General features: G+C 67.5%; 22 protein-coding genes. 9 read left to right on the top strand and 13 right to left on the bottom strand.

All coding sequences use genetic code 11. The features are described from left to right. Positions 1–4: 4 nt before the first annotated feature. The 5 genes from B3349_RS13840 to B3349_RS13820 all read right to left on the bottom strand — a co-directional run bounded on the left by B3349_RS13840 (position 5) and on the right by B3349_RS13820 (position 6,899). Positions 5–2,830, bottom strand: a complete 2,826-nt coding sequence (locus B3349_RS13840) for an ATP-binding protein (RefSeq protein ID WP_291589488.1) — start codon at positions 2,828–2,830, stop codon at positions 5–7. An 89-nt stretch (positions 2,831–2,919) separates the two neighbouring features. Next, entirely contained in the window at positions 2,920–3,618 is a 699-nt protein-coding gene (locus B3349_RS13835; protein ID WP_066541151.1) for a response regulator transcription factor, read from the bottom strand. A 76-nt stretch (positions 3,619–3,694) separates the two neighbouring features. After that, on the bottom strand, positions 3,695–4,699 hold the full coding sequence (locus B3349_RS13830; protein ID WP_291589487.1) for a serine/threonine protein kinase: 1,005 nt from the start codon (positions 4,697–4,699) through the stop codon (positions 3,695–3,697). Continuing rightward, positions 4,696–6,147, bottom strand: coding sequence for a serine/threonine protein kinase (locus tag B3349_RS13825; RefSeq protein ID WP_291589485.1), 1,452 nt, complete (start codon positions 6,145–6,147; stop codon positions 4,696–4,698). Before B3349_RS13825 ends, B3349_RS13830 begins: the two co-directional genes overlap by 4 nt. Beyond that, positions 6,144–6,899: a metallophosphoesterase family protein gene (locus tag B3349_RS13820; RefSeq protein ID WP_291589483.1), complete on the bottom strand. Its 756-nt coding sequence runs from the start codon at positions 6,897–6,899 to the stop codon at positions 6,144–6,146. The genes B3349_RS13825 and B3349_RS13820 overlap by 4 nt, the downstream gene beginning before the upstream one ends. Before the next feature lie 214 nt (positions 6,900–7,113). Here B3349_RS13820 and B3349_RS13815 point away from each other — a divergent pair, with 214 nt between their 5' ends. Next, the gene (locus B3349_RS13815; protein ID WP_066541549.1) at positions 7,114–7,782 is read left to right on the top strand and encodes a 2'-5' RNA ligase family protein; all 669 of its coding nucleotides are present in this window, start codon (positions 7,114–7,116) and stop codon (positions 7,780–7,782) included. A 122-nt stretch (positions 7,783–7,904) separates the two neighbouring features. Here the strand turns inward: B3349_RS13815 and B3349_RS13810 are convergent, their stop codons facing one another. The 4 genes from B3349_RS13810 to B3349_RS13795 form a co-directional block, all read right to left on the bottom strand. Further along, entirely contained in the window at positions 7,905–8,321 is a 417-nt protein-coding gene (locus B3349_RS13810; protein ID WP_291589481.1) for an organic hydroperoxide resistance protein, read from the bottom strand. A 62-nt stretch (positions 8,322–8,383) separates the two neighbouring features. Next, positions 8,384–8,848, bottom strand: a complete 465-nt coding sequence (locus B3349_RS13805) for a MarR family winged helix-turn-helix transcriptional regulator (RefSeq protein WP_291589479.1) — start codon at positions 8,846–8,848, stop codon at positions 8,384–8,386. 104 nt (positions 8,849–8,952) lie between these two features. After that, positions 8,953–9,774, bottom strand: a complete 822-nt coding sequence (locus tag B3349_RS13800) for a crotonase/enoyl-CoA hydratase family protein (protein WP_291589477.1) — start codon at positions 9,772–9,774, stop codon at positions 8,953–8,955. A 152-nt stretch (positions 9,775–9,926) separates the two neighbouring features. After that, entirely contained in the window at positions 9,927–10,775 is an 849-nt protein-coding gene (locus B3349_RS13795; protein WP_066541139.1) for a 3-hydroxybutyryl-CoA dehydrogenase, read from the bottom strand. 119 nt (positions 10,776–10,894) lie between these two features. On the opposite strand from B3349_RS13795, the gene B3349_RS13790 reads away from it, so the two are divergent. The 6 genes from B3349_RS13790 to B3349_RS13765 all read left to right on the top strand — a co-directional run bounded on the left by B3349_RS13790 (position 10,895) and on the right by B3349_RS13765 (position 18,588). Next, positions 10,895–12,493: a GMC family oxidoreductase gene (locus tag B3349_RS13790; protein WP_291589475.1), complete on the top strand. Its 1,599-nt coding sequence runs from the start codon at positions 10,895–10,897 to the stop codon at positions 12,491–12,493. 217 nt (positions 12,494–12,710) lie between these two features. Further along, positions 12,711–14,501, top strand: coding sequence for a PHA/PHB synthase family protein (locus B3349_RS13785; protein WP_291589473.1), 1,791 nt, complete (start codon positions 12,711–12,713; stop codon positions 14,499–14,501). Then, positions 14,491–14,871 (top strand): hypothetical protein, encoded by a 381-nt coding sequence (locus B3349_RS13780; protein WP_291589471.1) that lies wholly within the window; start codon positions 14,491–14,493, stop codon positions 14,869–14,871. Before B3349_RS13785 ends, B3349_RS13780 begins: the two co-directional genes overlap by 11 nt. A gap of 112 nt (positions 14,872–14,983) precedes the next feature. Further along, positions 14,984–15,763: an enoyl-ACP reductase FabI gene (gene fabI / locus B3349_RS13775; protein WP_291589469.1), complete on the top strand. Its 780-nt coding sequence runs from the start codon at positions 14,984–14,986 to the stop codon at positions 15,761–15,763. Between the two features lie 78 nt (positions 15,764–15,841). After that, on the top strand, positions 15,842–17,281 hold the full coding sequence (locus tag B3349_RS13770; RefSeq protein ID WP_291589467.1) for a bifunctional enoyl-CoA hydratase/phosphate acetyltransferase: 1,440 nt from the start codon (positions 15,842–15,844) through the stop codon (positions 17,279–17,281). Positions 17,282–17,346: 65 nt separating this feature from the next. Next, on the top strand, positions 17,347–18,588 hold the full coding sequence (locus B3349_RS13765) for an acetate/propionate family kinase (RefSeq protein WP_291589465.1): 1,242 nt from the start codon (positions 17,347–17,349) through the stop codon (positions 18,586–18,588). A gap of 147 nt (positions 18,589–18,735) precedes the next feature. Here B3349_RS13765 and B3349_RS13760 read toward each other — a convergent pair whose 3' ends face one another. Next, positions 18,736–20,190 (bottom strand): AMP nucleosidase, encoded by a 1,455-nt coding sequence (locus tag B3349_RS13760; RefSeq protein WP_291589463.1) that lies wholly within the window; start codon positions 20,188–20,190, stop codon positions 18,736–18,738. Between the two features lie 244 nt (positions 20,191–20,434). Between B3349_RS13760 and dtd the strand changes: the two genes are divergently transcribed. Together dtd and dbpA are read left to right on the top strand one after the other, a co-directional pair. Next, positions 20,435–20,899, top strand: coding sequence for a D-aminoacyl-tRNA deacylase (gene dtd / locus B3349_RS13755; RefSeq protein ID WP_280012476.1), 465 nt, complete (start codon positions 20,435–20,437; stop codon positions 20,897–20,899). A 96-nt stretch (positions 20,900–20,995) separates the two neighbouring features. Continuing rightward, positions 20,996–22,405, top strand: a complete 1,410-nt coding sequence (dbpA, locus tag B3349_RS13750; protein ID WP_291589460.1) for an ATP-dependent RNA helicase DbpA — start codon at positions 20,996–20,998, stop codon at positions 22,403–22,405. Between the two features lie 103 nt (positions 22,406–22,508). Here dbpA and B3349_RS13745 read toward each other — a convergent pair whose 3' ends face one another. The 3 genes from B3349_RS13745 to B3349_RS13735 all read right to left on the bottom strand — a co-directional run bounded on the left by B3349_RS13745 (position 22,509) and on the right by B3349_RS13735 (position 25,300). After that, positions 22,509–23,003, bottom strand: coding sequence for a GlcG/HbpS family heme-binding protein (locus B3349_RS13745; RefSeq protein ID WP_291589459.1), 495 nt, complete (start codon positions 23,001–23,003; stop codon positions 22,509–22,511). Between the two features lie 153 nt (positions 23,004–23,156). Then, positions 23,157–23,786, bottom strand: a complete 630-nt coding sequence (locus B3349_RS13740) for a response regulator transcription factor (RefSeq protein WP_066541544.1) — start codon at positions 23,784–23,786, stop codon at positions 23,157–23,159. 8 nt (positions 23,787–23,794) lie between these two features. Then, on the bottom strand, positions 23,795–25,300 hold the full coding sequence (locus tag B3349_RS13735; RefSeq protein WP_291589457.1) for a sensor histidine kinase: 1,506 nt from the start codon (positions 25,298–25,300) through the stop codon (positions 23,795–23,797). Positions 25,301–25,391 lie beyond the last annotated feature (91 nt).

Here is a 25,391-nt window from a genome sequence, read left to right as displayed (position 1 = left end):
TGCGTCAGCGGGTGTCGGTCTGCAGCTGGGCGTGCAGCTGGGCCAGGCCGCTGCGGGCACTGGATTGCAGCGCCGGCAGCAGCGCGATGGCCGATGGCAGATCGGTCGCATCGGCCAGTTGAGCGGCCAGTTGGCCCAGGCGCTCCAGCCCGAAGGTGGCAACGCTGCCGGCCACCAGGTGGCCCTGCTGGCGCAGCAGGGCAAGATCGCCACGGGCCTGCTCCAGCGTGTCCAGGCGGTGTTCGAGGTCTGCGCTGAACTGTTGCACCAGGGGTGCCAGGCGCGCGCCCGGCACATGGCGACGCAGGACTTCGACGGCTGCCGCGGCAAAGTCGGGGGTGTGCGCAACGCCGCAGGGCTGCAGCGCTTGCGGCGCCAGCGCGGGGGCATGGAGGCCCTGCTGCAAGGGCGTGGCGCTTTCCCCCAGCGTGCGTGCCAGGGTCTCCCACAGCGTGGCTTCCACAATGGGTTTGGCCACCAGCCCGTTCATGCCGACGTCCTGGCAGTGGCGCAGGTCTTCCGGGCGGGTGTGCGCCGTCATGGCCAGCACGGGCACATGGCGGTAGAGCGGGTGGGCACGCAGGCGGCGGCAGAAGCTCCAGCCATCCAGCCGCGGCATCTGCAAGTCGATCAGGATCACGTCGTAGTGGCCCGGGGCGTGCTGCAGCAGCCGCTCCCAGGCGAATTCGCCATCGCTGCTGCAGTCCAGCTGCGCGCCGCTGGGGCGCAGAAAGCCCTGCAAGACCTCGAGGTTCAGGGCGTGGTCATCCACCAGCAGCATGCGCCGCCCCTGCAGTGCCGGAATGGACGGCAAGGCCGAGGTCGCAGCAGCTGTGCCCGGGGCCGTGGCCACCGCCAAGACCGTGGTGAACCAGAAGCAGCTACCCTGGCCGGGGCGGCTGTGCAGGCCCGTCTTCCCCTGCATCAGCTGTGCCAGCCGGTGCACGATGGCCAGGCCCAGGCCGGTGCCACCAAAGCGCCGGGAGATGGAGGCATCCACCTGAAAGAACGGGCGGAACAGGTGCGCCGCATCGGCACGGGTCAGGCCGGGGCCGGTGTCGGACACGCTCCAGCGCAGCAGCACCTTGGCGGTAGACGTTGTCGGCAGGGCGGTCACCCGGATGCGGATGCGCCCCCGGGCTGTGAACTTGATGGCGTTGTGCACCAGGTTGAGCAGGGCCTGGGTGAGGCGGTAGGGATCGCCGCCGAGCCAGGGCGGGACCTGGGGGGCGACCTTGCAGTCCAGCTGCAGGCCTTTGGCATGCAGGTCTTCCTGGCACATGCGGCGCACATCATCGATCACCTGGTCCAGCGCGAACACCGTGTGCTCCAGCGTGACCCGGTGGGCGTCGAGCTTGGAGAAGTCCAGCACGTCGTTGGCCAGGCTGCGCAGCAGCCGGCCGGCGCGGTCCAGGTTGTCCAGCTGCTGCTGCTGTGCCTGCGGAAGGGACGCGCGCTGCAGCAACTGGGTCATGCCCAGCATGGCATTCAGGGGGGTGCGGATCTCATGGCTGATGGTGGCCAGAAAGCGGGACTGTTCCAGCGCGGCGGTTTCTGCGGCCTGCTTGGCCTGGGCCAGCGCCAGGGACTGGTTCTTTTCCTGGGTGATGTCCAGCCAGCCGCCGTTGAACAGGACGCTGCCGTCGGGCAGCCGCCGGGTGCTGGCCAGGATCTTGAACCAGGTGGCGCCGGGCAGCCGTGGCGGGGTCACCAGCAGGTCGTGCGTGACCGATTCCAGCGTGTGCACGCTGCGCATGAACTGCTCCCACAGCGCTGGCTCCTGGTGGGGGGTGAGTGCGTGGCGTACCACCGCTTCCCAGCGCGGCGTGACAAAGCGCAGGTCGCTGTGTCCCTCCCGCGTGAGGTGCAGCTGGAAGATGGCCACCGGCACCGCGCCGGTCAGCTCCAGCAGCTGCTCCGAGAGCAGCTGCGAGGCCTGGGCCTGCAGCACCTGTTCCGACAGCATCTCGTTGTGGAGCATGCTGTCGCGAAAGCCCTGCAGCGTCATGGCCATGGTGCCCACTTCATCCTGGCGCTGCTGGGGCAGGGGGGGGAGGTGGTAGTCCCGCCGCAGCAGCCGCTGCATGCTGCGCGTCATCTGTGCAATCGGCTGGGAAATCCAGCGCACGGCGGAGGCTGCGGACAAGGCGCTGACCAGGCAGATGGCGGACACCACGGCCAGAATGATCAGCACGATGGCTTCCTGGCGGGCCACGCGCTGGGCTTTGCCCAGGTCGGTGTAGAGCTTCTGGGTCAGGTACTGCAGCCGCTCGATGTCCTGGCGCAGGATGCGCATGGCGGGCGTGAAGTTGTACTCGATCAGTCCCTGGGTCAGATCATGGTCGTCGGCCGATGCGGCATCCACCACGGCATGGCCCAGCAGGAACAGGCGCTGGGAGCGCTGGTCCAGAAACTCGATTTCCAGGGTCAGCTCGGGAGAGCGGCGGGCAATGCTGCTGAGCTCGTGGCGCAGGTCCATCTGGATCTGCAGCAGCTGCTGGCGGATCTGCGACAGATCGAACAGCTCCTGCGCGGCAGGGGCGCTCAGGATCTCGCGGGTGGCATCGCTGAGGTAGACCGCAATGGTGGCCAGCTGCAGGGTGTTCTGGGTCTCCTGGTTCAGCCGTGTGTAGTAGCGTGCGTCCACCTTCTGCCAGAGCAGCATGGCGCTGATGGCAATCACGGCAGACAGCGTGCCGGTCAGGCCGACCAGGGCCGCCGTCTTGGTGGCCAGGGGCAGATTGGCCAGCCACCGGCCCAGGCGCTGGCCGGACGGCCACGGCATTCGCGCGGTGCGCTCCGGCAAGGTCGTGGGATCCTGTGCTTTCATGCCGTGCGGAGGGGGGGAAGGGTGGGGTGCGGCGGCTGGGGCAGCCTGGTCGCGGTGCGGTGCCAGTGTGCCGGCCGATTCTGCCGTGGTTACAGCCGTTCCAGGCGGTAGCCGGTGCCATAGACCATTTGCAGGGCGAACCGGCAGGGGTGTTGGGGGTCATGGCTGAGGCCCAACTGCAGCTTGTTGCGCAGCTGGGAGATGTGGGTGTCCAGCGAGCGGGTTTCCACCGCCGGCTTGCCTTGCCAGAACAACTGGTGCAGTTGCTGGCGGGTGACCAACTGGCCGGAGTGGCTGAACAGGTGCTGGGCGATGGCGTATTCCCGCCCCTTGAGGGCGACGCGCTGGGCGCCGAATTCGACGTGGCGGCCATCCGGGTCAAAACGGTAGGGGCCGAATTGCGGTGTGTGCGCGCGGCCCGCGCGGTACGACCGGCGCAGCAAGGCCTGGACCCGTGCCATGAAGACCGGCAACTGCAGGGGCTTGGACATGAAGTCGTCGGCACCGGCTTCCAGGGCCTGTACCAGGTCGCGCTCCTGCTGGCGCTGGGTGGCAAACAGGATGGGCAGCTGGGCGCCATAGTGCTGCCGCGCCGCCCGGACCAGCTCCGGCCCCTGCATGTCGGGCAGCAGCCAGTCCACCACCAGCATGCCCAGATCCGGGTTGCAGCCGGGGTCCAGAAAGGAATGGGCATCGGGGAAAAGGCGCACCTGGTGGCCGGCGTGTTCCAGTGCTGCCTGCAGCAGACATTGCATGCTGCTGTCGTCATCCACTATGGCTATCAGCATGGTGTCCTCGGATCGAAAGCCCAGAGCGTACCGCTGTCTGGTGAACGTTGAAACAAAATGTTTCAATATCCGCCGTTCAGATCGCCAATGGTTCTTCTTCCATGGTCAGGACCTGGGACAGCAGGATGGAAGTTTGTTCCAGCCAGTAGGCTTCGGTTCCAAACCAGGGGAAGGCGCGGGGAAATGCCGGGTCCTGCCAGCGCTGGGCCAGCCAGGCGCTGTAGTGGATCAGGCGCAGCGTGCGCAGCGGCTCGATCAGGCGCAGCTCGCGCCGGTCAAAGTCGCGCAGCTGCTCATAGCCATCCACCAGGGTGGACAGCTGCTGGCTGCGCTGGCGCCGGTCGCCGGACAGCAGCATCCACAGATCCTGCACGGCCGGGCCCATGCGGGCGTCGTCCAGGTCGACGAAATGGGGGCCGCCCTGGCCGTTATCGTCCACCGGTGTCCACAGAATGTTGCCGGGGTGGCAGTCGCCATGCAGGCGGATGGTGTGCAGCGGGGTCTGCGCCAGCGCGTCGCGGGCCATGGCCAGGGCCGCCTCGCAGGCCGCCTGCCAGCGCGGGCGCACATGGGGCGGGATGTCGCCATGGGCCAGCAGCCATTGCAGCGGGGCGGAGCCCATCTGCTGGGCATCCAGCGTCGGGCGGTGGACAAAGTCCTGCTGCGCCCCGACGCTGTGCAGGCGGGCCAGAAAGCGGCCAATCCATTCCAGCGTGTCCCAGTCGTCCAGCTCCGGCGTGCGCCCCCCGCGCCAGGGGCTGACGCTGAAGGCAAAGCCCGCATGCTGGTGCACGGTGCTGCCCTGCAGTTCCAGCGGGGCGACCACGGGGACTTCCGCCTGCACCAGCTGGCGCGAGAAGTCATGCTCCTCGGCGATCTGCGCGGCACTCCAGCGGCCGGGGCGGTAGAACTTGGCCACCACTTTGCTGCCATCGTCCAGACAGGCCTGGTAGACGCGGTTTTCGTAGGAGCCCAGGGCCTGCAGGCGGCCGTCGGGCCACAACCCGGTGCTGGACAGGGCGTCCAGCACGCAATCGGGTGTCAAGTGCGCGTACGGATGGAGGGATTCGGAGGTGCTCATGCGACCACATTGTCGTGTGCGTTCAGTGCCGCAAATGGCAGATGTTGTTTCACCAGGATGACGGTGCACGGGGCATCGCGGGCCACGCGCATCGGCACGGTGGCCACCAGGCGCTGCATCTGCAGGCCGTGCGTGGCGGCCCCCAGGATCATCAGCCCCACGTTGTTGCCTTCGGCATAGCGCACCAGGGCCTGGGCCACGTCGGTGGCTTCCAGCACGTGGTAGCTGACACCATGGCCGTGCAGGTCCAGTGGCTGTGCCCACTGCTTGAGGCGTGAGCGGTGCTGCCGGTGCAGCGTGGTTTCGCTGCGCTGGGCATCGGTGCTGCTGCTGGCCGAGGGGGAAATCACCGTCACCACGGCCAGCCGGGCGCCGGGGCGTATGCCCAGGGAGCGGGCCACGGCCTGGCGCAGCGAATACAGCGTGGCGTCCGTCACGTCCTGGTGGGGGACGGCCACCATCAGGATGGGGCGTTCGCCGATCTGCTCGCTGGGCAAGGGGCTGGGCCGGTATTCCATGCCCGCTGCGCGCACCCAGCGCCGCAGCTTGGCGGCCAGGGACAGGCCGTGCAGCCGCTGGCTGCGTTCGGTCAGTGGCACCTGCTCGGGGTGCTGCAGGTCAAAGGCCAGCTGGGCGGCCGTGGGGTAGCGCTGGGCGGCTTCGGGCTCCAGGCAGCGCAGGATGATTTCCTGCATCCATTCCGGCAGATCGGGGCGCAGCGCGCGCGGTGGCTCCGGCGCCATCCACATGCGCTGGCGCAGGCCGCCGTTGGTGGCCGGGTTGCCAAAGGGCAGCTCGCCGGTGACCAGTTCGTACAGCATCACGCCGATAGCAAAGATGTCACTGCGCAGATCCCCGCGCACACCCACGATCTGCTCGGGGGCCATCCAGGCGGGCGAACCCACGGCCTTGCGCAGCTCCTCGGCCAGCAGGTCGGGGTAGTGGGCGTGGCAGGACAGGCCAAAGTCCAGCAGCACGGCAGATCCGTCTTCCTTGATCAGCACGTTACCGGGTTTCAGGTCCAGGTGGCAGCAGTTCTGCTGGTGCAGGCTGTGGGCGGCCTGGGCCATGGATGTCCCCAACTGGGCCACCTGGTGCAGGCTAGGGCGCTCGGCCTGGTCCAGCCAGTGCTGCAACGTGTGGCCGTGCACCTTCTCCATCACGATGTAGGGCAGGCGCAGCAGATCGCCGGCGGCCACAAAACGGGGCACGTGCGGGCCGGTCAGCACCGGGTGGATCTGCAGCTCGACCTCGAAGCTGACGATGTTCTCGGCCCCGTCCCCCGCCGTCATGCGCGGGATCTTCATCACCAGCGGAAAGCCGGGGCCGCTGGCGGCCTGGCGCGCACTGGCGTATTCCACGGCATAGATGTGGGCCATGCCGCCTGCGTGGATGCAGTCGAGGATGCGGAAGCCGTCGACTTCGGTGCCGGGTGCGAGCTTTTTCATCGTCCCTCCTGCAGGCGCTGGGCAAATGCTTCGGGCAGGGGGGTGGCACGCACCGCGCGGGCGGCGGCCTCGTGGTCGTAGGCCACGCGGTGGAACGTCAGGGTGAAGGCCATTTCGTCAAACAGCGCATACATGGCACGGGTGTCCCCATCGCGGGGCTGTCCGCAGGAGCCGACGATGGCCAGCCACTGGCGGTAGGGCGGCACCGGCACGGGCACGCCAGGCTGGGGCGTGAAGCGCATCAGCTTGGCCGTCGGGGTCAGAAAGTACAGCGCTTGCTCGTGCACATGGCCGCTGAAGACATAGCGGATATTGGGATCCAGCCGGGTGGCGGCACTCATGCTGCGCTCGGCCGCTGCGCTGTTGTCCACGTAATGCCAGCGCTGCGGACCATCGGCACTGGCATGCACCAGCAGCACCTGGCCGGCCTGGAAGGTCAGCGGCAGGTCCTCCAGAAACTGGCGCTGTGCGGGGCTGAGCTGGTCGTGGGTCCACTGCGCGCCCTGGGTGCCCACATGGGAGATCTGTGCGGGGGGGGCCACGGCAATCGCATCGTGGTTGCCCTGCACGGCCCAGGCACCTTGCGCCACCTCCTGCATCACCTGCTCCAGCACGGCTGCGGGTTCGCCGCCATAGCCCACCAGATCGCCCAGAAAGGCGACCCGTGTGGCGCCCTGGGCGCGCGCATGCGCGAGGCAGGCCGCCAGGGCCTGGCGGTTGGCATGGACATCGGAGATCAGTGCGAGCTTCATGCCGCCCATCTTGGGCGCCCAAGCTGGCGGCGGGCTTGCAAGCAGTCTACGGGTTTGACCTAGGGTGCGGGGGAAGGGGCGCAAAAAGGTGAGCGGTGGGTGTGCATGGGGGCCCATGCCTGCTGCGGGCATGCCATGCCCCGCTGGGAGCATGGAACGCAACGTATACCGGGGCTCCTGTGTGTGGCCCGGCCAGCACTGGCACACTGCGGGCATGTCCGACGCTTTCCCTTTGTCTCAGCCCTGCGAAGACCGCGACTTTGCGGACTGGCACCAGAACTGCCCCTGGTGCGCCGTGTGGGTGGTGTGGATTGCCTCCGATGCCGTGGATGCCACCATCCAGGCGGCCCGCCACGCGCTGGGCGATGCGTTGCTGTCGCGCTACGCCCGCCAGCCGCACCTGACCGTGGCCTATCGTGGGCTGTGCGACGAAATGGCCCATGTGGCGGCCGAATTCGGCCCTGCCCAGCTGCAGGCCGATCTGGCGGCCTTGCAGGCCCTGGCCCAGCCGCCGTTTGCCGTGCAGCTGCAGGGCGTGGGCAGTTTCACCACCGTGCCCTACCTGGGCGTGGGGCAGGGGGCGGACACCCTGGCGCGCTTGCACGATGCGCTGGTGCCCTGGCCGCCGGCGCCGGGCTGGCACTACGTGCCGCATGTGACGCTGGGACACTACGCACGGTCACTGCCATTGCTGTGGGCCGTCGATCAATTGCACGCCGTGGGCGTGGGCCAGCCTTTGCTGCCACTGGAGGTGCAGCAACTGGCGCTGGTGCGCTATGCCAGCCATGACATTGCCGGTCCGCTGGTACTGGAGGGGTTGTGGGATCTGCAGCAGCAGCGCTACCTGCCGCAGCCCGGTGCACTGTGGGGCACCACCGGCTGAAGCCGCCATGAAAAAACCGGGCGCCAGGCCCGGTCGGGTTGTGGAGTGGCAGAAACTCCGCGCCCTTTGCTGCGCACAGCCTCTGCGGCGCAGGACCACAGAGGGGCGGCTGCAGACGATCTTCAGGCGATCTTCAGCGCCACGTCGATGTTGCCGCGCGTGGCGTTGGAGTAGGGGCAGACCTGGTGGGCCGTGTCCACCAGTTGCTGGGCCTGGGCTGGGTCCATGCCCGGCAGGTGGATGGTCATGCGCACGGCAATGCCATAGGCCTGGCCCACCGGGCCCAGGTCCACTTCGGCGTCCACTGCCAGGTCCTGGGGCAGCGCCAGTTTCTGGCGTGCCGCCACGGCCTTCATCGCGCCGATGAAGCAGGCGGAATAGCCGGCGGCAAACAGCTGCTCGGGGTTGGTGCCTTGGCCGGCACCGCCGGGGGAGGACAGGGCAATGTCCAGGCGGCCATCGTCGGTGCGCGAAGCGCCATCACGTCCGCCCGTGGTGTGGGCGTGGGCGGTGTAGAGAACTTTGTCGAGCTGTGCCATGGTGTCTTCCTATGCAAGAGTGTCCGGCAATGCGGACGGGTGGAGGAAATCGTCTCTCTTCATTACCGGCGCGGCACCAGCTGCGCACGCAGGGCGTGGAGCTGGCCGGTGAGCGCCTGCAATTCGGGCAAGGTGCACTGCGTGCTCTGCAGCACGCAGGCGGGGATTTTCTCTGCCGCACTGCGCAGCGCGCGGCCGGCTTCGGTCAGCGCGATGCGCACGCGGCGCTCGTCCTGCGCATCGCGCAGGCGTGTCAGCAGGCCCGCCGACTCCAGCCGCTTGAGCAGCGGAGTCAGCGTGCCGGAGTCCAGGTACAGGCGTTCGCCCAGTTCCGACACCATGAGCTGGTCGCCTTCCCAGAGCACCAGCATGACGAGGTACTGCGGGTAGGTCAGGCCGATGTCTTCCAGCAAGGGCTTGTAGAGCTTGGTCATGGCCAGCGATGCCGAGTACAGCGCAAAGCAGACCTGGTTGTCCAGCTGCAGCAGTCGGGCACTGTCGGGGAGGAGGTCGGAGTCGGAACGCATGGGTTGGATTATTGTTCACAATTAAATTGTGCGCAATTTAATTGGGGTGCCCATGCTGCCAGCAGGGCGGAATGCCGGCCATGTCGTGGCCGACGTGGCTGCGGCTAGGTTCCGGTGAACCGTGCCGGGCGCTTCTCGATGAAGGAGCGCACGCCTTCGGCTGCGTCGTCGCTGTGGGCCAGGCGCTGCTGCACGGGGATGAAGTCCGCCACGGCCGCAGCCTGGCCCAGCTCGATGGCCTTGAGCACGTTCTGGCGCGTGGCCACCACGGCCTGCGGGGCCTGCTGGGCAATGCGTTCGGCAATGCGCAGGGCTTCGGCCAGTTCCTGGCCGGCGGGCAGCACTTTCTGTACAAAGTTGCAGCGCAGCGCTTCGGCGCTGTCGAATTCGTCGCCGGTCAGTAGGTGCAGCATGGCGTTGCCTACGCCGGCGCGCTCGGCCATGCGCAAGGTGGCACCGCCCGTGGGCATGATGCAGCGCTGCACTTCCAGCTGGGCAAAGCGGCAGTTGTCGGCCGCCACCACGATGTCGGCGCCCAGCATCAGCTCGATGCCCACCGTAAAGCAGATGCCCTTGACGGCGGCCACCATGGGCTTGGCGCGGCGGCGGTAGCCCACCAGGCCGTAGTCATGCGGCTCCACCAGCCCGGGCGGGATGGCTTTCTTGCCGCCCTTCAGATAGGCCGACATGATGGGCAGGTCCAGACCGGCGGTGAAGTGCTCGCCAAAGGCGTGCAGCACGCCCACGCGCAGCGCCGGCTCGTCGTCCAGCCGGGTGTAGGCCTCGGCCAGCTGCTGGAACATGGCGGGCGTCCAGCCATTGCGTTTGGCCGGGCGGTTGATGCCGATCAGCAGCACATGGCTGCGCACTTCGCAGTGGATGCTGCCCTCGGGTGGGGGCGTCGGGGTTTCGATGGCAAGGGGCATGACAGGTCTCCTGCGCCGCACCTTAGGGGGCCCCGCGGCCGGGCGCAGTCGCCCAGAAGACGAAAAGCCCGCGACCTGTCTCGCAGGTGTCGCGGGCTTGGCAGCGAAAACCGGAGGTGGCGCTGCGTCAGCGCGCACCGGCCGGGGCCGCTTTAGTAGGTGTACACACCCTGGCCGGTCTTGCGGCCCAGGCGGCCGGCGGCCACCATTTCGCGCAGCAGGTAGCTGGGGCGGTACTTGCTGTCGCCGAACTCTTCCAGGTAGACCTCCATCACGGCCAGGCACACGTCCAGGCCGATCATGTCGGCCAGGGCCAGCGGGCCGATGGGCTGGTTACAGCCCAGCTTCATGCCGGCGTCGATGTCTTCGGCGGAGGCCGTGCCTTCGCTCAGCACCTGGAAGGCTTCGTTGATCATGGGCACCAGGATGCGGTTGACCACAAAGCCGGGGGCGTTCTTGACGGTGATGGGCGACTTGCCCAGCTTTTCCGACAGGGCCTTGACGGCGTCGTGCGTGGCGTCGCTGGTCTGCAGGCCGCGGATGATTTCCACCAGCGCCATCATGGGCACGGGGTTGAAGAAGTGCATGCCGATGAACTTGTCGGCGCGCTGGGTGACGGCACCCAGCTTGGTGATGGAGATCGACGAGGTGTTGGTGGCCACCAGCACGTCGGCATCCAGCAGCGCGTCCAGCTGCTTGAGGATCTTGACCTTCAGCTCGTAGTTTTCGGTCGCGGCTTCGATCACCAGCTGGGCGCCCTTGAGGTCGTCATAGCTGGTGGAGGTCTTGATCAGCGACAGGGCCTTCTCCTTGTCGGCGGCGGTGATCTTTTCCTTCTTGATCAGGCGGTCCAGGCTGCCGGACACGGTGGCCACGCCTTTTTGCACGGCGGCTTCGGAAATGTCCACCATCACCACGTTGATGCCCGACACGGCGCATGCCTGTGCGATGCCGTTGCCCATGGTGCCTGCACCCACGATGCCCACTGTCTGGATTGCCATATGAAAAGTCTCCTGAGAAAGAAAAAAAGCTCGGGCGAGATGGTATCCAAATTCCGTGGCATCCCCGTTAATGTGTAGCCCACTGTGCCGCTCGACAAGGCACGGATGGGACATATCCAATGCGAGACTACATCGTGATCGGGGGAGGGGCTGCAGGCTCGGTGCTGGCCGCGCGGCTGAGCGAGGAGCCTGGCACCCAGGTCTGCCTGCTGGAAGCGGGGCCCGAAGACGCCAGCCCGCTGCTGCACTGCCCGGCGGGCCTGGCGCTGCTGCCCAAGACGGGGCAGTACAACTGGGGGTTCGCCACCACCCCGCAGCCCGGTCTGAACGGGCGGCGCGGCTACCAGCCCCGGGGCAAGGTGCTGGGCGGCTCCAGCGCGATCAACGCCATGATCTATATCCGGGGGCTGCCGTCCGATTTCGACTTCTGGGAGTCCGCAGGCAACCCGGGCTGGGGCTGGCACGATGTGCTGCCGTATTTTCTGCAGGCCGAAGGCAACAGCCGGGGCGCGGACTGCTGGCACGGCGCAGAGGGGCCGCTGCAGGTGAGCGATCTGCAGTCGCCCGATGCGCTGAGCCTGGCGTTTGTGCAGGCCGGCATGCAGGCGGGCTACCCGCGCAACACCGACTTCAACGGCCACAGCATGGAGGGCGTGGGCCTTTACCAGGTGTTCCAGCGCCAGGGCGCACGCTGCAGTGCCTACCAGGCCTATCTGGCGCCGCACCGCAGCCGCCCCAATCTGGAAGTGCGTACCGGCGCCCAGGTGCTGCGCATCCTGCTGGACGAAGACCGCCGCGCCTGCGGGGTGGAGGTGCTGTGCGGCGGCCGGCGCGAAACCCTGCACTGCCGGCGCGAGGTGCTGCTGTGCGCGGGCGCGCTGCAGTCGCCGCAGCTGCTGATGCTCTCCGGTGTGGGGCCGGGGGCGCACCTGCACGCCATGGGCGTGCCGGTGCAGGTAGACCTGCCCGGCGTGGGGGCGCACCTGCACGACCACCCGGATGTGACGGTGGTGCACAGCCTGCCGGGCACGGCGCTGGGCGTGGGGGTGTCGCTGCCCGGCCTGCAGCGCATTGCCCGGGGCGCATGGGAATGGCGCCAACACCGCACCGGCATGCTGACCAGCAATCTGGCGGAAGCGGGCGGCTTCATCCGCAGCCGGCCTGCAGAGCCGGAAGTGGACCTGCAGCTGCATTTCCTGCCCGGCAAGCAGGCCGACCATGGCCGGGGCCACACCTGGGGGCACGGTTTCAGCTGCCATGTCTGTGTGCTGCAACCCGCCAGCCGGGGCCAGCTGCGGCTGGCCAGCCCGGACCCGGTGGCGGCGCCGTTGATCGACCCGCAGTTCCTGTCCCATCCCGAAGACATGGCGCGCCTGGTGCGCGGGGTGCAGCGGGTGCGGGAGATACTGCGCCAGCCGGCGCTGGCGCAGCTGGGCGGACGGGAGATGGCGGAGCTGGACGCGGTGCAGGACGAGCGTGCCATCGCAGACTGGGTTCGCAAGCGGGCCGATACCATCTACCATCCGGTGGGCACCTGCCGCATGGGGGTGGGGCCGCAGGACGTGGTGGACAGCCAGCTGCGCGTGCATGGCGTGCAGGGGCTGCGGGTGGTCGACGCCTCGGTGATGCCGCGCATCACCAGCGGCAACACCCAGGCACCGACGGTAATGATTGCCGAGCGTGCCGCTGCGCTATTGCGCAATCCAGCCGCAGCGTGATGCCGGGGTGTGAGTGCCAGCTTTCTGCGAGGCGGTTGCCGGGTTGTTCTGCAATGTTGCAGCGCAATAATTTATCGGGGTATAAAGCGTCATAGCCGTTTTGCGCCGTTTTGACTTGCGTCAAGCTGGGCGGAGTTGCTTTTGGTTTTCCGGGGCTTATTGCCGAGAATTGGTGCTTGTGCATCCATTTGTAAACCCGAGACACTGAGGCCATTTCATGGAGAACACCCCCTTCGCCGTGCCGGCGATCGATCCCAGCAAACAGCTTGATGACCAGGTGCAGGCGCAACTGAGCCGTCTGTGCATGGGCTTGTCGCCCATAGCGCTGGGGCTGGCGGCGGCCGACTGGGCCATGCACCTGGCGGCGTCACCCGGCAAGCAGATGGCGCTGGCACACAAGGCGGTGGAGCTGTCGCGCCAGGCGGTGCAGCGCAGCCTGACGTCGGCCAATCCCGAGACCCCGGAAAAAGACACCCGTTTCAAAGACCCTGCCTGGGCGCAGTGGCCCTACAGTGCGTTGAAGGAAGGTTTCAAGGCCAGCGATGCCTGGTGGCGCGAAGCCACCAAGGTCGATGGCATGACCCGCCACCACCGCCACATGGTGGATTTCTTTGCCCGCCAGGGCCTGGACGCGATGTCGCCCTCCAATTGGGCGGCGACCAATCCGGAGGTGCTGGCCAAGGCCCGTGAAACGCAGGGCGAAAGCCTGCGCAAGGGCTTCCAGCATTTCACCCAGGACCTGAAGGCCCTGCGCAAGGCCAAGGCCGATACGCCGGCCGAAGCGCTGGAGCCGCTGGAATTCGCCGTGGGCAAGGATGTGGCCTGCACGCCCGGCAAGGTGGTGTTCCGCAACCACCTGATCGAGCTGATCCAGTACCTGCCCACCACGGCCAAGGTGCAGGCTGAGCCGGTGCTCATCGTGCCGTCGTGCATCATGAAGTACTACATCCTGGATCTGTCGCCTGGCAACTCCATGGTCAAGTACCTGGTGGACCAGGGGCACACGGTGCTCATCGTCTCCTGGCGCAACCCCGATGCCTCGGACCGCGACCTGAAGATGCAGGACTACCTCTCCAGCGGTGTGCTGGCAGCCCTGGAGGCCACCAAGGCCAGCACCGGCGCGGCGCGCGTGCACACCATGGGCTATTGCCTCGGCGGCACCTTCCTGGCCATTGTGGCGGCCACCCTGGGTCGCCTGGCGCGCAAGAAGCCCGGCGCCTGGAGTGCCAAGGAAAAAGCCCTGGTGCCTGCCGATCTGCCGGAGCTGGCCTCCGTCATGCTGCTGGCGGCGCAGACCGACTTCTCCGAACCCGGTGAGCTGGGGGTGTTCATCGACGACGACCAGCTCGAGGGGCTGCGCCGCTCCATGGCGGAAAAAGGCTATCTGTCGGGCCGGCAGATGGGCGGATCGTTCCAGTTCCTGGCTTCCAAGGATCTGGTCTGGTCCCGCAACACCAGCCGCTACCTGCTGGGCGAGGAAGACAGCAGCTTCGATCTGATGAGCTGGAATGCCGACCAGACCCGTCTGCCGGCGCGCATGCACACGGAGTATCTGACCTCGCTGTTCCTGAACAACGCGCTGGCCAATGGCCAGTACCGCTTTGCCGGGGCCACCGTGGCGCTGATGGACATCAGCGCGCCGATGATGGTGGTGGGAACCACGCGCGACCATGTTTCGCCCTGGAAGTCGGTCTACAAGATCCACCTGCAGACCGATACGCACGTGACCTTTGTGCTGGCCGCCGGCGGCCACAACGCGGGCATTGTGTCGGAGCCCGGCCGCCCGCGCCGCAGCTACCAGATCGCCAGCGTGGAAGACGGCCAGGGCTGGATCGATCCCGACGACTGGGTGGCCCAGGCGCCGGTGATCCAGGGGTCCTGGTGGGAAGCCATGCACGCCTGGATCAGTGCCCGCTCCGGCGCGGCAATCCAACCTCCCGCCATTGCGGCGGAAAACGTGGTGTGTGATGCACCCGGAGACTATGTGATGGTGCGCTATGCAGACTGAAAACACGACAACCGAACTGGCCCTGCAGGAACATGTGGAGCGCCTGAGCGCTTCCATCGAGCGGCTGAACGCCCGCATCGCGCGTCTGGCCACTGCGCTGGATGTGTCGCTGGACAAGGACAGCGAAGTGGAGCGGGTGCTGCAGCGCGACACCAATGCGCCCGGCGACGCCCGCCAGCACCGCATGCGGGAAGAGCTGCGCGGCCTGCTGGTGCTGCGCTACCGCGTGACCACGCGCTACACCCAGAAGCTGGGCGCGGAAGTGACGCGCGACCTCTTCATCTGTGCCGAAGAAAAGCTGTTGCGCGAGGGCTTCCGCCCCGGCGCCGACGGCATTGATCTGCGCGCGCTCGAAGCAGAAGCGGCCTGATTCCCCCTTTTTGATAGCGGCCTGCGCGCACTCAAGCGGCGTGCAAGGCGAAAAATCACCAAAGCGCCAGAGGGCGCTGCGGCCTGGCTTTACCCCGAAAGATCCTCTGACCATGACACAAGCGTCTTCCTCCTTCAGTCTGCAAGGCAAAAAAGGCCTGATTCTGGGCATTGCCAACGACCACAGCATCGCCTGGGGGTGCGCCAAGATGGCCGTACAGCAGGGCGCCCAGGTGGTGGCATCCTGCCTGAACGACAAGGCCCGCAAGTATGTGGAGCCGCTGACCCAGCCGCTGGGGATCGATCTGGTCAACTGCAATGTGGAAACCGAAGGCGAGCTGCAGGCCCTGGTGGACCATGCGGTCAAGACCATGGGGCAGATCGACTTCGTCATCCATTCCATCGCCTGGGCGCCCATGGAGGACCTGCACGGCGATGTGGTGGACAGCTCGCGCGAAGGCTTTGCCCGCGCCGTCAGCGTGTCCTGCCACTCGTTCGCCGAAGTGGCCAAGCTGTGTGCGCCGCACATGCCCAGCGGAGGCAGCATGTTGTCCATGACCTACCTGGGCTCCGGCGAAGCCGTGCCCAACTACGGCCTGATGGGGCCGGTGAAGGCGGCGCTGGAATCGATGGTGCGCTACATGGCCATGGAGCTGGGCCCCCGGAACATCCGTGTGCATGCGGTGTCGCCCGGTCCGATCCTGACCCGTGCGGCCTCGGGCATTGCCGAGTTCGACAAGCTGATGCAGACCGCCATCGACAAGGCGCCGCTGCAGCGCCTGGTGACGCTGGAGGAAATCGCCAGTCTGTCGGCCTTTCTGTGCACCGACGCTGCGTCGGGCATGACCGGCCAGACCATCTACGTGGACGCCGGCGTCCACGCCATGGACTGAGCGCACCCCTCACCGTCTGCAGCGCGGGCCCCACGCAGCCTTTGCAGCCTTTTTCGTACAGTTTGACCGAGGTATCCCATGAACATGCAGAACCCGCACATCGACGAATGGATGGAAAACGTCACTTATGACGAGCTGAGCGTGGGCCAGAGCGCCCGACTGGTGCGCACGGTGACGGTGGAGGACATCCAGGCCTTCGCTGCCGTCTCGGGTGACATCAACCCCGCCCACCTGAACGCCGAATACGCCGATGCCACCATGTTCCACGGTGTCATCGCCCATGGCATGCTGGGTGCGGCGCTGATCTCGGCCCTGTTTGGCACGCAGTTCCCCGGCCCCGGCACCATCTACCTGGGCCAGGAGCTGAAGTTCACCAAGCCGGTGCGCATTGGTGATACGCTGACCGTGCTGGCCACGGTGACGGAAAAGGACGACGAGAAAAAGCGCATCGCCGTGGACTGCCAGGTCAGCAACCAGAAGGGCGAGGTGGTGCTCAAGGGCGTGGCCCGCCTGATGCCGCCCACGCAGAAGGTGCGTGTGCCCCGGGTCAACGCGCCCCAGATCCAGCTGTTCGACCCTGAAGCACGCCAGAAGGCGCTGCTGGCCCGTACCGAGGGGCTGGACGCCGTGCGCTGCGCCGTGGTCCATCCCTGTGACGAAGGCTCGCTCAGCGGGGCATTGGACGCGGCACAGCATGGCCTGATCGTGCCGGTGCTGATCGGCCCCGAAGGCCGTATCCGCCGCGTGGCCGAGGAAGCCGGCCTGAGCCTGGAGGGGGTGGAGATCCTGCATGTGGAGCACAGCCATGCTGCGGCCCAACTGGCGGCCGAAATGGCCGCCAACAAGGACGTGGAAGTGCTGATGAAGGGCAGTCTGCACACCGACGAGCTGCTCAAGGCCGTGCTGGGCCAGCCGGCACTGCGGACCGGACGCCGCCTGTCGCATGTCTTCCGCTTCGATGTGCCGCTGTATGCCAAGCCGCTGCTGATCACCGACGCGGCGATCAACATCCGCCCCACGCTGCCGGAGAAGGCGGACATCATCCAGAATGCCATCGACTTTGCCCGCATCATGGGCACGGAAGCACCCAAGGTGGCGGTGCTGTCGGCCGTGGAAACCGTCACGCCGAGCATTCCGTCCACCATCGACGCGGCGGCGCTGTGCAAGATGGCCGACCGGGGCCAGATCCAGGGCGGGCTGCTGGACGGCCCGCTGGCCTTCGATAACGCCATTTCGCCCGAGGCCGTGCGCATCAAGGGCATTGACTCGGCCGTGGCTGGTCAGGCCGACATCCTGGCCGTGCCGGACCTGGAAAGCGGCAACATGGTCGCCAAGCAGCTGGAATACCTGGCTGGCGCTTCCGGCTCGGGCCTGGTGCTGGGCGCGCGCGTGCCCATTGCGCTGACCAGCCGTGCCGATGGTCCCACGGCCCGCGTGGCGTCTGCCGTGCTGGCGGTGCTGGCCGCGCACGACACCCGCAAGAAGCAGGAAGCCGACGCGTGGAAGAGCGGACGCTGAACCGCTGACCGATGTGGCCAAGCGGCCGCTGAGCCGCCGCCCGATCGCCATCCAAGGAGAAAACAATGGCCATTCTTGCCGTCAATGCTGGATCGTCCTCGCTGAAGTTCTCGCTGCACCCGCTGCAGGGCGGACAGGTGCAGCCCCATGTGCTCTCGGGCAACATCCAGGGGCTGGAGCCCGGTGGTGCGCCGGCCATGGGGTGGACCTATCTGGGCAAAAAGCACCAGGAAGCACTGGCGGTGCCCGCTGGCACCGCCCCTTTTGTCGCCGCGCTGGAGAGCCTGCGCGCCCTGGTGCAGAAGCTCGAAGCCGCGCCCGACATCGAAGCGGTGGCCCACCGCGTGGTGCATGGCGGCGGCGTGTTCACCGAAAGCGTGAGGGTCACCGAGGAGGTGCTGGAACGCTTGGCCTGCTTCAATTCGCTGGCGCCGCTGCACCAGCCACACAATCTGGAAGGCATACGCCGCTTTCAGGCCGCCTTCCCCCAGCTGCCGCAGATCGCCTGTTTTGACACCGCCTTCCATGCCACCATGCCCGAGGTGGACTACGCCTTTGCCCTGCCCAAGGCGCTGCAGGAAGAAGGCGTGCGCCGCTATGGCTTTCACGGCCTGTCCTACCAGTACATCATGGGCATGCTCCTGGAGCACACCCTGCGCGGCCGGGGCCGCGTGGTGATGGCCCACCTGGGCAACGGGGCCAGCCTGTGCGCGGCGCTGGCCGGCTCCAGCGTGGCCACCACCATGGGCTTTTCGGCCCTGGACGGCCTGATGATGGGGACGCGCAGCGGTTCGCTGGATGCCGGGGTGCTGCTGTACCTGATGGAGCAGGGCTGGACCCATGCGCAGATGGAAAAGCTGCTCTACAAGCAAAGCGGCCTGCTCGGGGTGTCCGGCATCTCGGCCGATATGCGCACGCTGCGCGCCAGCGACAGCCCGGATGCGGAGCGTGCCATCCTGCAGTTCACCCACCGCGTGATCCGCGAAAGCGGTGCGCTGATGGCCTGCCTGGGCGGTCTGGATGTGCTGGCCTTCAGCGGCGGCATCGGCGAGAACGATGCCGTGCTGCGCGAGCAGGTCTGCAACCGCCTGGCCTGGACGGGGCTGCGCATCGACGAAGAACGCAACCGCAATGCCGATGGCAAGGCGGCCTACGCCATCCATGCGCCCGACAGCCGCGTGGAAATCTGGGTCATCCCCACCGATGAAGGCCGTGTGGCCGCGCGCGAAGCGGCGCAGCTGCTGCAGGCGCTGAAGGCAGGCGGCCAAGCCACGACGCCGTCGCTGGCACCGGCTTCCGTGGCCTGAAGCGGCATGCCCCACCGCGCGGTGGGGCAGCGGGTGCCCCATGCGCGTCAGCGTGCGGCCGGATGGCGCAGCACAGCACCCGCTGCGCCGCCTGACGGGGAGGTCTGACGGCCTGGACGCCAGGCGTGCGGTCCGGCGGGTTCTTGCTTACTGGAACGCCACTTCGTCGAAGCTGCGCAGCTTGCGGCTGTGCAGGCGTTGCGAGCCGCCCTGGCGCAGCAGTTCCACGGCCCGCATGCCGATGCGCAGATGCTGGTCCACACGCTCGCGGTAGAAGTGGTTGGCCATGCCGGGCAGCTTGATCTCGCCGTGCAGCGGCTTGTCGCTGACACACAGCAAGGTGCCATAGGGCACGCGGAAGCGGAATCCGTTGGCGGCGATGGTGGCGCTTTCCATGTCCAGCGCCACGGCGCGGCTCTGGCTGAAGCGGCGCTGGGGCAGGTTGTCGGGCAGCAGTTCCCAGTTGCGGTTGTCGGTGCTGGCCACGGTGCCGGTGCGCATGATGCGCTTGAGGTCAGGCCCTTCCATGGCCGTCACATCGGCCACGGCCTGCTGCAGCGCCTGCTGGATCTCGGCCAGGGCCGGAATCGGCACCCACAGCGGCAGTTCTTCGTCCAGCACATGGTCCTCGCGCACATAGGCGTGGGCCAGCACATAGTCGCCCAGCTCCTGGCTGTTGCGCAGGCCGGCACAGTGGCCCAGCATCATCCAGGCATGGGGGCGCAGCACGGCAATGTGGTCGGTGATGGTCTTGGCATTGGCCGGGCCGACCCCAATGTTGACCATGGTGATGCCGCTGTAGTCCTCGCGCACCAGGTGGTAGGCCGGCATCTGCGGCAGGCGGGGTGGCGCAGCACCCAGTTCATCGACGGGCTGGGTCGGCAGACCCGTGCGGCGGGTGACCACGTTGCCGGGCTCGATGAAGGCGATGTATTCGCTGTCTTCCTTGGCCATTTCGGCATGGCCCAGGCGGATGAATTCGTCGATGTAGAACTGGTAGTTGGTGAACAGCACAAAGTTCTGGAACCACTCCGGCGCGGTGCCGGTGTAGTGGCGCAGGCGGTGCAGCGAATAGTCCACGCGCGGCGCGGTGAACAGCGACAGCGGGAACGCCTGGCCCGGCTGGGAGCGCCAGGTGCCGTTGGCGATGCCGTCGTCCATGGCTTCCAGATCGGGCAGGTCGAACACATCGCGCATCAGGATGCGGCGTTCGGGGGACAGGCTGCCTTCCACATGGTCGTTGTCGGCGAACGAGAAATGGATGGGAATGGGCTGCTGGCTCAGTCCCACCTGGATGTCCACCCCGTGGTTCTTGCGCAGCAGGCGGAACTGCTCCTGCAGGTAGCGCGCAAACAGATCGGGACGGGTGATGGTGGCGTCGTAGCGGCCCGGGCCTTCGACAAAACCGTAGGCCAGCTTGGTGTCGGCGCGCGCCACGGTATGGGTTTCGATGCGCACCAGCGGGTAGTAGGCATGCACCGGCGCGGAGAGCTGCTCTCCCGCGACAAAGCGGCGCATGGCATCGCGCAGGGTATCGACCTGCTCCTGGTAGAGCGCCTGGACGCAGGCCAGTGCAGCGAGCGGGTCGTCAAAACGGCGCATGCGCGCCGCAGAAGAAGTGTCTGGGGCAGGATAGGGCATACCTTATTGTGCGACATTCGTGTGACAGCTGCGTGGCTGGGCTGGCGCAGCGGTGCGTGCCGACAACGGCCGTCTCAGCTGTTCGCCATGGTCCACGGCAGGGTAGGCGGCGCGGCACAATGCAGCCGCCAACCTGCGCACGCAGGCCAGGCCATGGCCGGTCAGGGGACGGGTGCAGGCCGGATGGAGCAAGGAAGACACGGAAATGCTGAGCGTTGTACAGCGCGTCAAGACGGCGCGGGTGGAAGTGGATGGCCGGATCACCGGCCAGATTGAGCAAGGCCTGCTGGCCCTGGTGTGCGCCGAACAGGGCGATACCGAGGCCGAGGCCGACAAGCTGCTGGCCAAGATGCTCAAGCTGCGCATCTTCCAGGACGATGCCGGCAAGATGAACAAAAGCCTGCAGGATGTGGGAGGCGGCCTGCTGGTGGTCAGCCAGTTCACACTGGCGGCCGACACCAGGGGCGGCAACCGCCCCAGCTTCACCGGCGCTGCCGCTCCGGCCGAGGGCCAGCGCCTGTATGACTATTTTGTGGCACAGGCGCAAGGCAGCCACCCGGTGGTCCAGACCGGCATTTTTGCCGCCGACATGCAGGTGCACCTGGTCAACGACGGGCCGGTGACCATTCCGCTGCGCATTGCGCCGGCGGTGGCCGCAACCGGCCACTGAGCCGGACCGCTGCTGGCGGTGGCGTACCCGGGCGGGGTGCCGGTTCACTGCATGGCGGCCCTGCACAAAGCCCGGGTGCCCGGGATAATCGCGGGTATGAACACTTCCACCAGCGCCGCCCAGGCCACCGCTCCCACCGCTTTCTCGGCGCTGCCCCTGTCCCCCGAGATGCTCGCCAATCTGCAGCAGCTGGGCTATGCGCAGATGACGCCCATCCAGGCGGCCAGCCTGCCGCTGACCTTGCAGGGCAAGGACCTGATCGCCCAGGCCAGCACCGGCAGCGGCAAGACCGCCGCCTTCGGCCTGCCCATGGTGGACCGCCTCAATCCGCGCTGGTTTGCCGTGCAGGCGCTGGTGCTGTGCCCCACGCGCGAGCTGGCCGACCAGGTGGCCACGGAAGTGCGCCGCCTGGCCCGTGCGCAGGACAACATCAAGATCGTCACTGTCTATGGAGGCGTGCCGTCGCGCAACCAGATCGCTTCGCTGGAAAACGGGGCCCACATCGTCGTCGGCACGCCCGGCCGGGTGATGGACCTGATGGAGCGCGGCAAGCTCGACATCAGCAACCTCAAGACCCTGGTGCTGGACGAGGCCGACCGCATGCTGGACATGGGGTTCCTCGCCGATATCGAGACCGTGGTGCGCCAGTGCCCTGCCGATCGCCAGACCCTGCTGTTCTCTGCCACCTACCCGGAGGGCATTGCCAGCCTGGCCAGCCGCTTCATGCGGGATCCGCAGACCGTGAAGGTCGCCACCCAGCACAGTGCCAACAAGATCGTCCAGCGCTGGTACGAGGTGGATGCCAACGACAAGATCTACACCGTGCCCAAGCTGCTGGCGCATTTCCGCCCCGAGTCGAGCATTGCCTTTTGCAACACCAAGCAGCAATGCCGCGAGGTGGTGGCCGAGCTGCAGGCCCAGGGCTTCAGCGCACTGGCCCTGTTCGGGGAGCTGGAGCAGCGCGAGCGGGACGAGGTGCTGGTGCAGTTCGCCAACAAGAGCTGCAGCGTGTTGGTCGCGACCGACGTGGCGGCACGGGGCCTGGACATTGCCGATCTGTCTGCCGTCATCAATGTGGACGTGACCCCGGATCCCGAAGTGCACATCCACCGCATCGGCCGCACCGGCCGGGGTGACGCGGAAGGCCTGGCGTTGAATCTGGTATCCATGGACGAGATGGGCAGCGTCGGCAAGATCGAGCAGCTGCAAAGCCGCGCTTCGGAATTCTTCCCGGTGGAGGAGCTCACGCCGGCCGCCGGTGGCGAGCTGCTGCCACCGATGGTGACCATTCAGATCATCGGCGGGCGCAAGGAGAAGATCCGCGCCGGCGACGTGATGGGCGCCATGTGCGCCGACTTCGGTTACACCCGCGAGCAGATCGGCAAGATCAGCGTGAACGACTTTTCCACCTATGTGGCGGTGGACCGCCACATCGCCTCGGCGGCCTGTGCCAGGCTCAATGCGGGCAAGGTCAAGGGCAAGACGGTGAAGGCGCGCCTGCTCTGATTCCCAGGCCCGCCATGGGCTGCGTTGCCCGCGCAGGCCGGACATAAAAAAGGCCTGGCAGTACGGCCAGGCCTGGGGGAAGCGGCAGGTGCTGCCGGGTCGCTTATTTCAGCAGGCCTTGCACCTTGGCCAGTGCGGCCTGGCCGCACTTGTCGTCCAGGTGGCCGCCGGGGGCGCCGGCAATGCCCACGGCGCCGATGACTTCGTCACCGGCCTTGACGGGCAGGCCGCCGCCCAGCAGCAGGTAGCCCGGGATATGCACCAGATTGGCGGCGCCGGGGTTCTTTTGCGCGCCTTCCATCATCGCCAGGGTGTTGTTCTTGGCGGATGCCGAGGTGAAGGCCTTGAGGCGGCTGCCTTCCAGCGTGTGGGGGCCGGCGTTGTCGGCACGTTGCACGGCACGCACGGTGCCGGCGCGGTCGACCACGGTGGCGGTGACGGCATAGCCATCGGCCACGCAGGCGGCCACGCTCTGGGCCGCGATCTGGTTGGCCAGTTCCAGCGACATGTTTTTTTCCACGCGCACAGCCTGTGCATGGGAGGCGCTGGCGATCAGGCCCAGGCCCAGAACGAGTGCGGAAGAGAAGGTGCGGCGCATAGCAGTTTTTCCTCAGTGAAAAGTGGCGCGCAGACAGTGCAGCGCTCGGGTGTCACTGTAAAAATTGCAGCAGCCAGGCGCCATTCGTGCGGCTACGCCCGGGCCTGCGTAGAACTACGGAGCGGGCGGCTTCGGGGCTGCAGGCCGTGCGCGTTATAGCTCCGTCAGCGGGGCATAGCGGCGAATCAGCCAGGCCAGAGAGGGCGCCTGCAGCTTGGCAAACAGATTGGCCCGGTGGGTTTCCACGGTGCGGGGCGACACATCCAGCGCACGGCCGATTTCCTTGTTGGTCAGCCCTTGCACGATCAAAGCCAGCACCTCGCGTTCCCGGGGCGACAGCTGGGCGTAGTGCTCCTGGGCTGCCCGGTCGGCCTGCGTCCGGGCGCGCAGGCGCACGTGCTGGCGCACCGCCGTCTGCAGGGCTTCCAGCAGCACTTCGTCATCGACGGGCTTTTCCAGGAATTCGGCCGCACCGCCCTTGAAGGCCCGCCGGCACATATCCACCGTGCCGTGGCCGGTGAGCAGGATGACGGGTTGGTCCACACCCTGTTCCATCAGCTGCGCCAGCAGGGCCAGGCCGCTGACGCCGGGCATGCGCACATCCAGCACGATGGCGCCGATGGACTGGCGGTCGAACTGCGCGGCAAACAGCACCGGGTCGGCCCAGCTTTGCACCCGCAGGCCCACGGTGCTGATCAGCAGTGCCAGGCTGTCGCGCACGGCCTGGTCGTCGTCCACCAGGTGGATCAGCGGGGAGTGTTGGTGGTCACCGGATTCAGGCATGGAAGACATCAAGGGGTATCCGCAGCGTGGGTGGGCATGGCAGGCAGCTGCAGCTCGAAGCAGGCGCCGCGCAACGGGCCGCCGTCCGCCAGCCGCAGCTGGCCGCCCATGGATTCGGCCAGACCCTGGCTCAGCGTCAGACCCAGGCCCAGACCCTGGGCGCGCGTGGTGGCAAAAGGGGTGAACAGGCGCTCGCGCAGCTCCGGGGCAATGCCGGGGCCGTTGTCCTGCACCGTCAGCAGCAGGTGCCGACCTTGCGGGCGGTGTTGAATCAGCAGCTGCCGCTCTGCCGCGGGCACCTGCTCCATGGCCTGCAGTGCGTTCAGCAGCAGGTTGTGCAGGATTTGCTGCAGGGCAATCGGGTCGGCCTGGGCGGGTGGCAGGGGTGGCGTGGGCACCGGCGCCTGGCACTGCACCTGGCGCTGGCGCAGTTCGGGCTCCAGCAGGTGCAGGGCATCGGCCACGGCCTGTGGCAGCGGCACGGCCTGGGGCTGGGTGGCGGTATCGGGCCGCTCCACCAGACGGCGCAGGCGACCGATCACGGCCGAGGCCCGCTTGGCCTGCTCGGCGGCCTGCTGCATGGCCTGGCGCGCGGCGTCCACATCCGGCTCGGCGTCATCCAGCAGGCGGCGTGCGGCCTGGCTGTTGGAGAGGATGGCGGTCAGCGGCTGGTTCAGCTCATGGGCCATGCCGGCGGCCAGTTCGCCCAGGGTGTTGAGGCGCGCAATCTGGCCATATTGCAGCAGCTGTTCGGCCCGCTGGCGGGCGGCGCGTTGCTGCCAGGCGGCGCGCAAGGCCGCCACTGCCAGTGCCCAGGCCAGGGCCCAGACCAGCATGCTGGGCCACGGCAGCAGGCGCGGATGCAGCTTGTAGCGTTCGTGCAGCTCCAGCACCTGGCTGGGGGAGGACAGGATCTTGCTGACGGACAGGGCCCAGCCGGGAGCCTGGGCATCGTCTGCGCCGTGCTGCAGCACCAGGCTTTGCGCGCCTTGCGCCAGCCAGATGCGCACCGGGCTGTGGCTGGCGGGGTAGGGCCATTCATCGGCGGGCACGGTGGCGTGCAAATCCAGTTTCAGCGCATAGCTGGCGGGCTGGCCGGCCTGGACCACAAACAGCTTGCCCTGGGACAGGCGGCTGGCGTCCATCTGCGCATGGCCGCTGGCGGCGGATTGCTGCTCCAGCGCCTGCAGGTCCGCCGGCCAATGGGCCGGCCAGGGCTGGTCGTCGCGGCGCTGGGCCACGCCCAGCACCTGGGGGTACAGCGTGGAGAGCCCGCTGCTGCCGGCATTGGCCGCGGCATCGCCGGACAGGACCGGCTGCAGCAGCGACAGCGTCGCCAGAATGGCATCGTGCTGCGCCAACTGCTGGCTCAGCAGCCGGTGGGCCACGCGGGCATTGGTGGTGAAGGTTTCGTGCAGTTCCTGCAGGCGTTGCTGGGCCAGCCACGCGGCGCCGCCGCCTGCGGCGAGTGCCCAGGCCAGCAGCCATCCAAGCCATGGGCGCTTCCAGTTCATGGCGCGGATTGTGGCATCCGCCGGGATACTCCGGCGCCGGTGGGGCCGTCCATACCCGCCGCGCCGCCGTGGTCCCGGGGGGCACGGATGC

This window comes from Comamonas sp. UBA7528 (assembly GCF_002479375.1).
GTDB lineage: Bacteria > Pseudomonadota > Gammaproteobacteria > Burkholderiales > Burkholderiaceae_C > Comamonas.
This window is presented reverse-complemented; position numbering and strand designations above follow the sequence as displayed.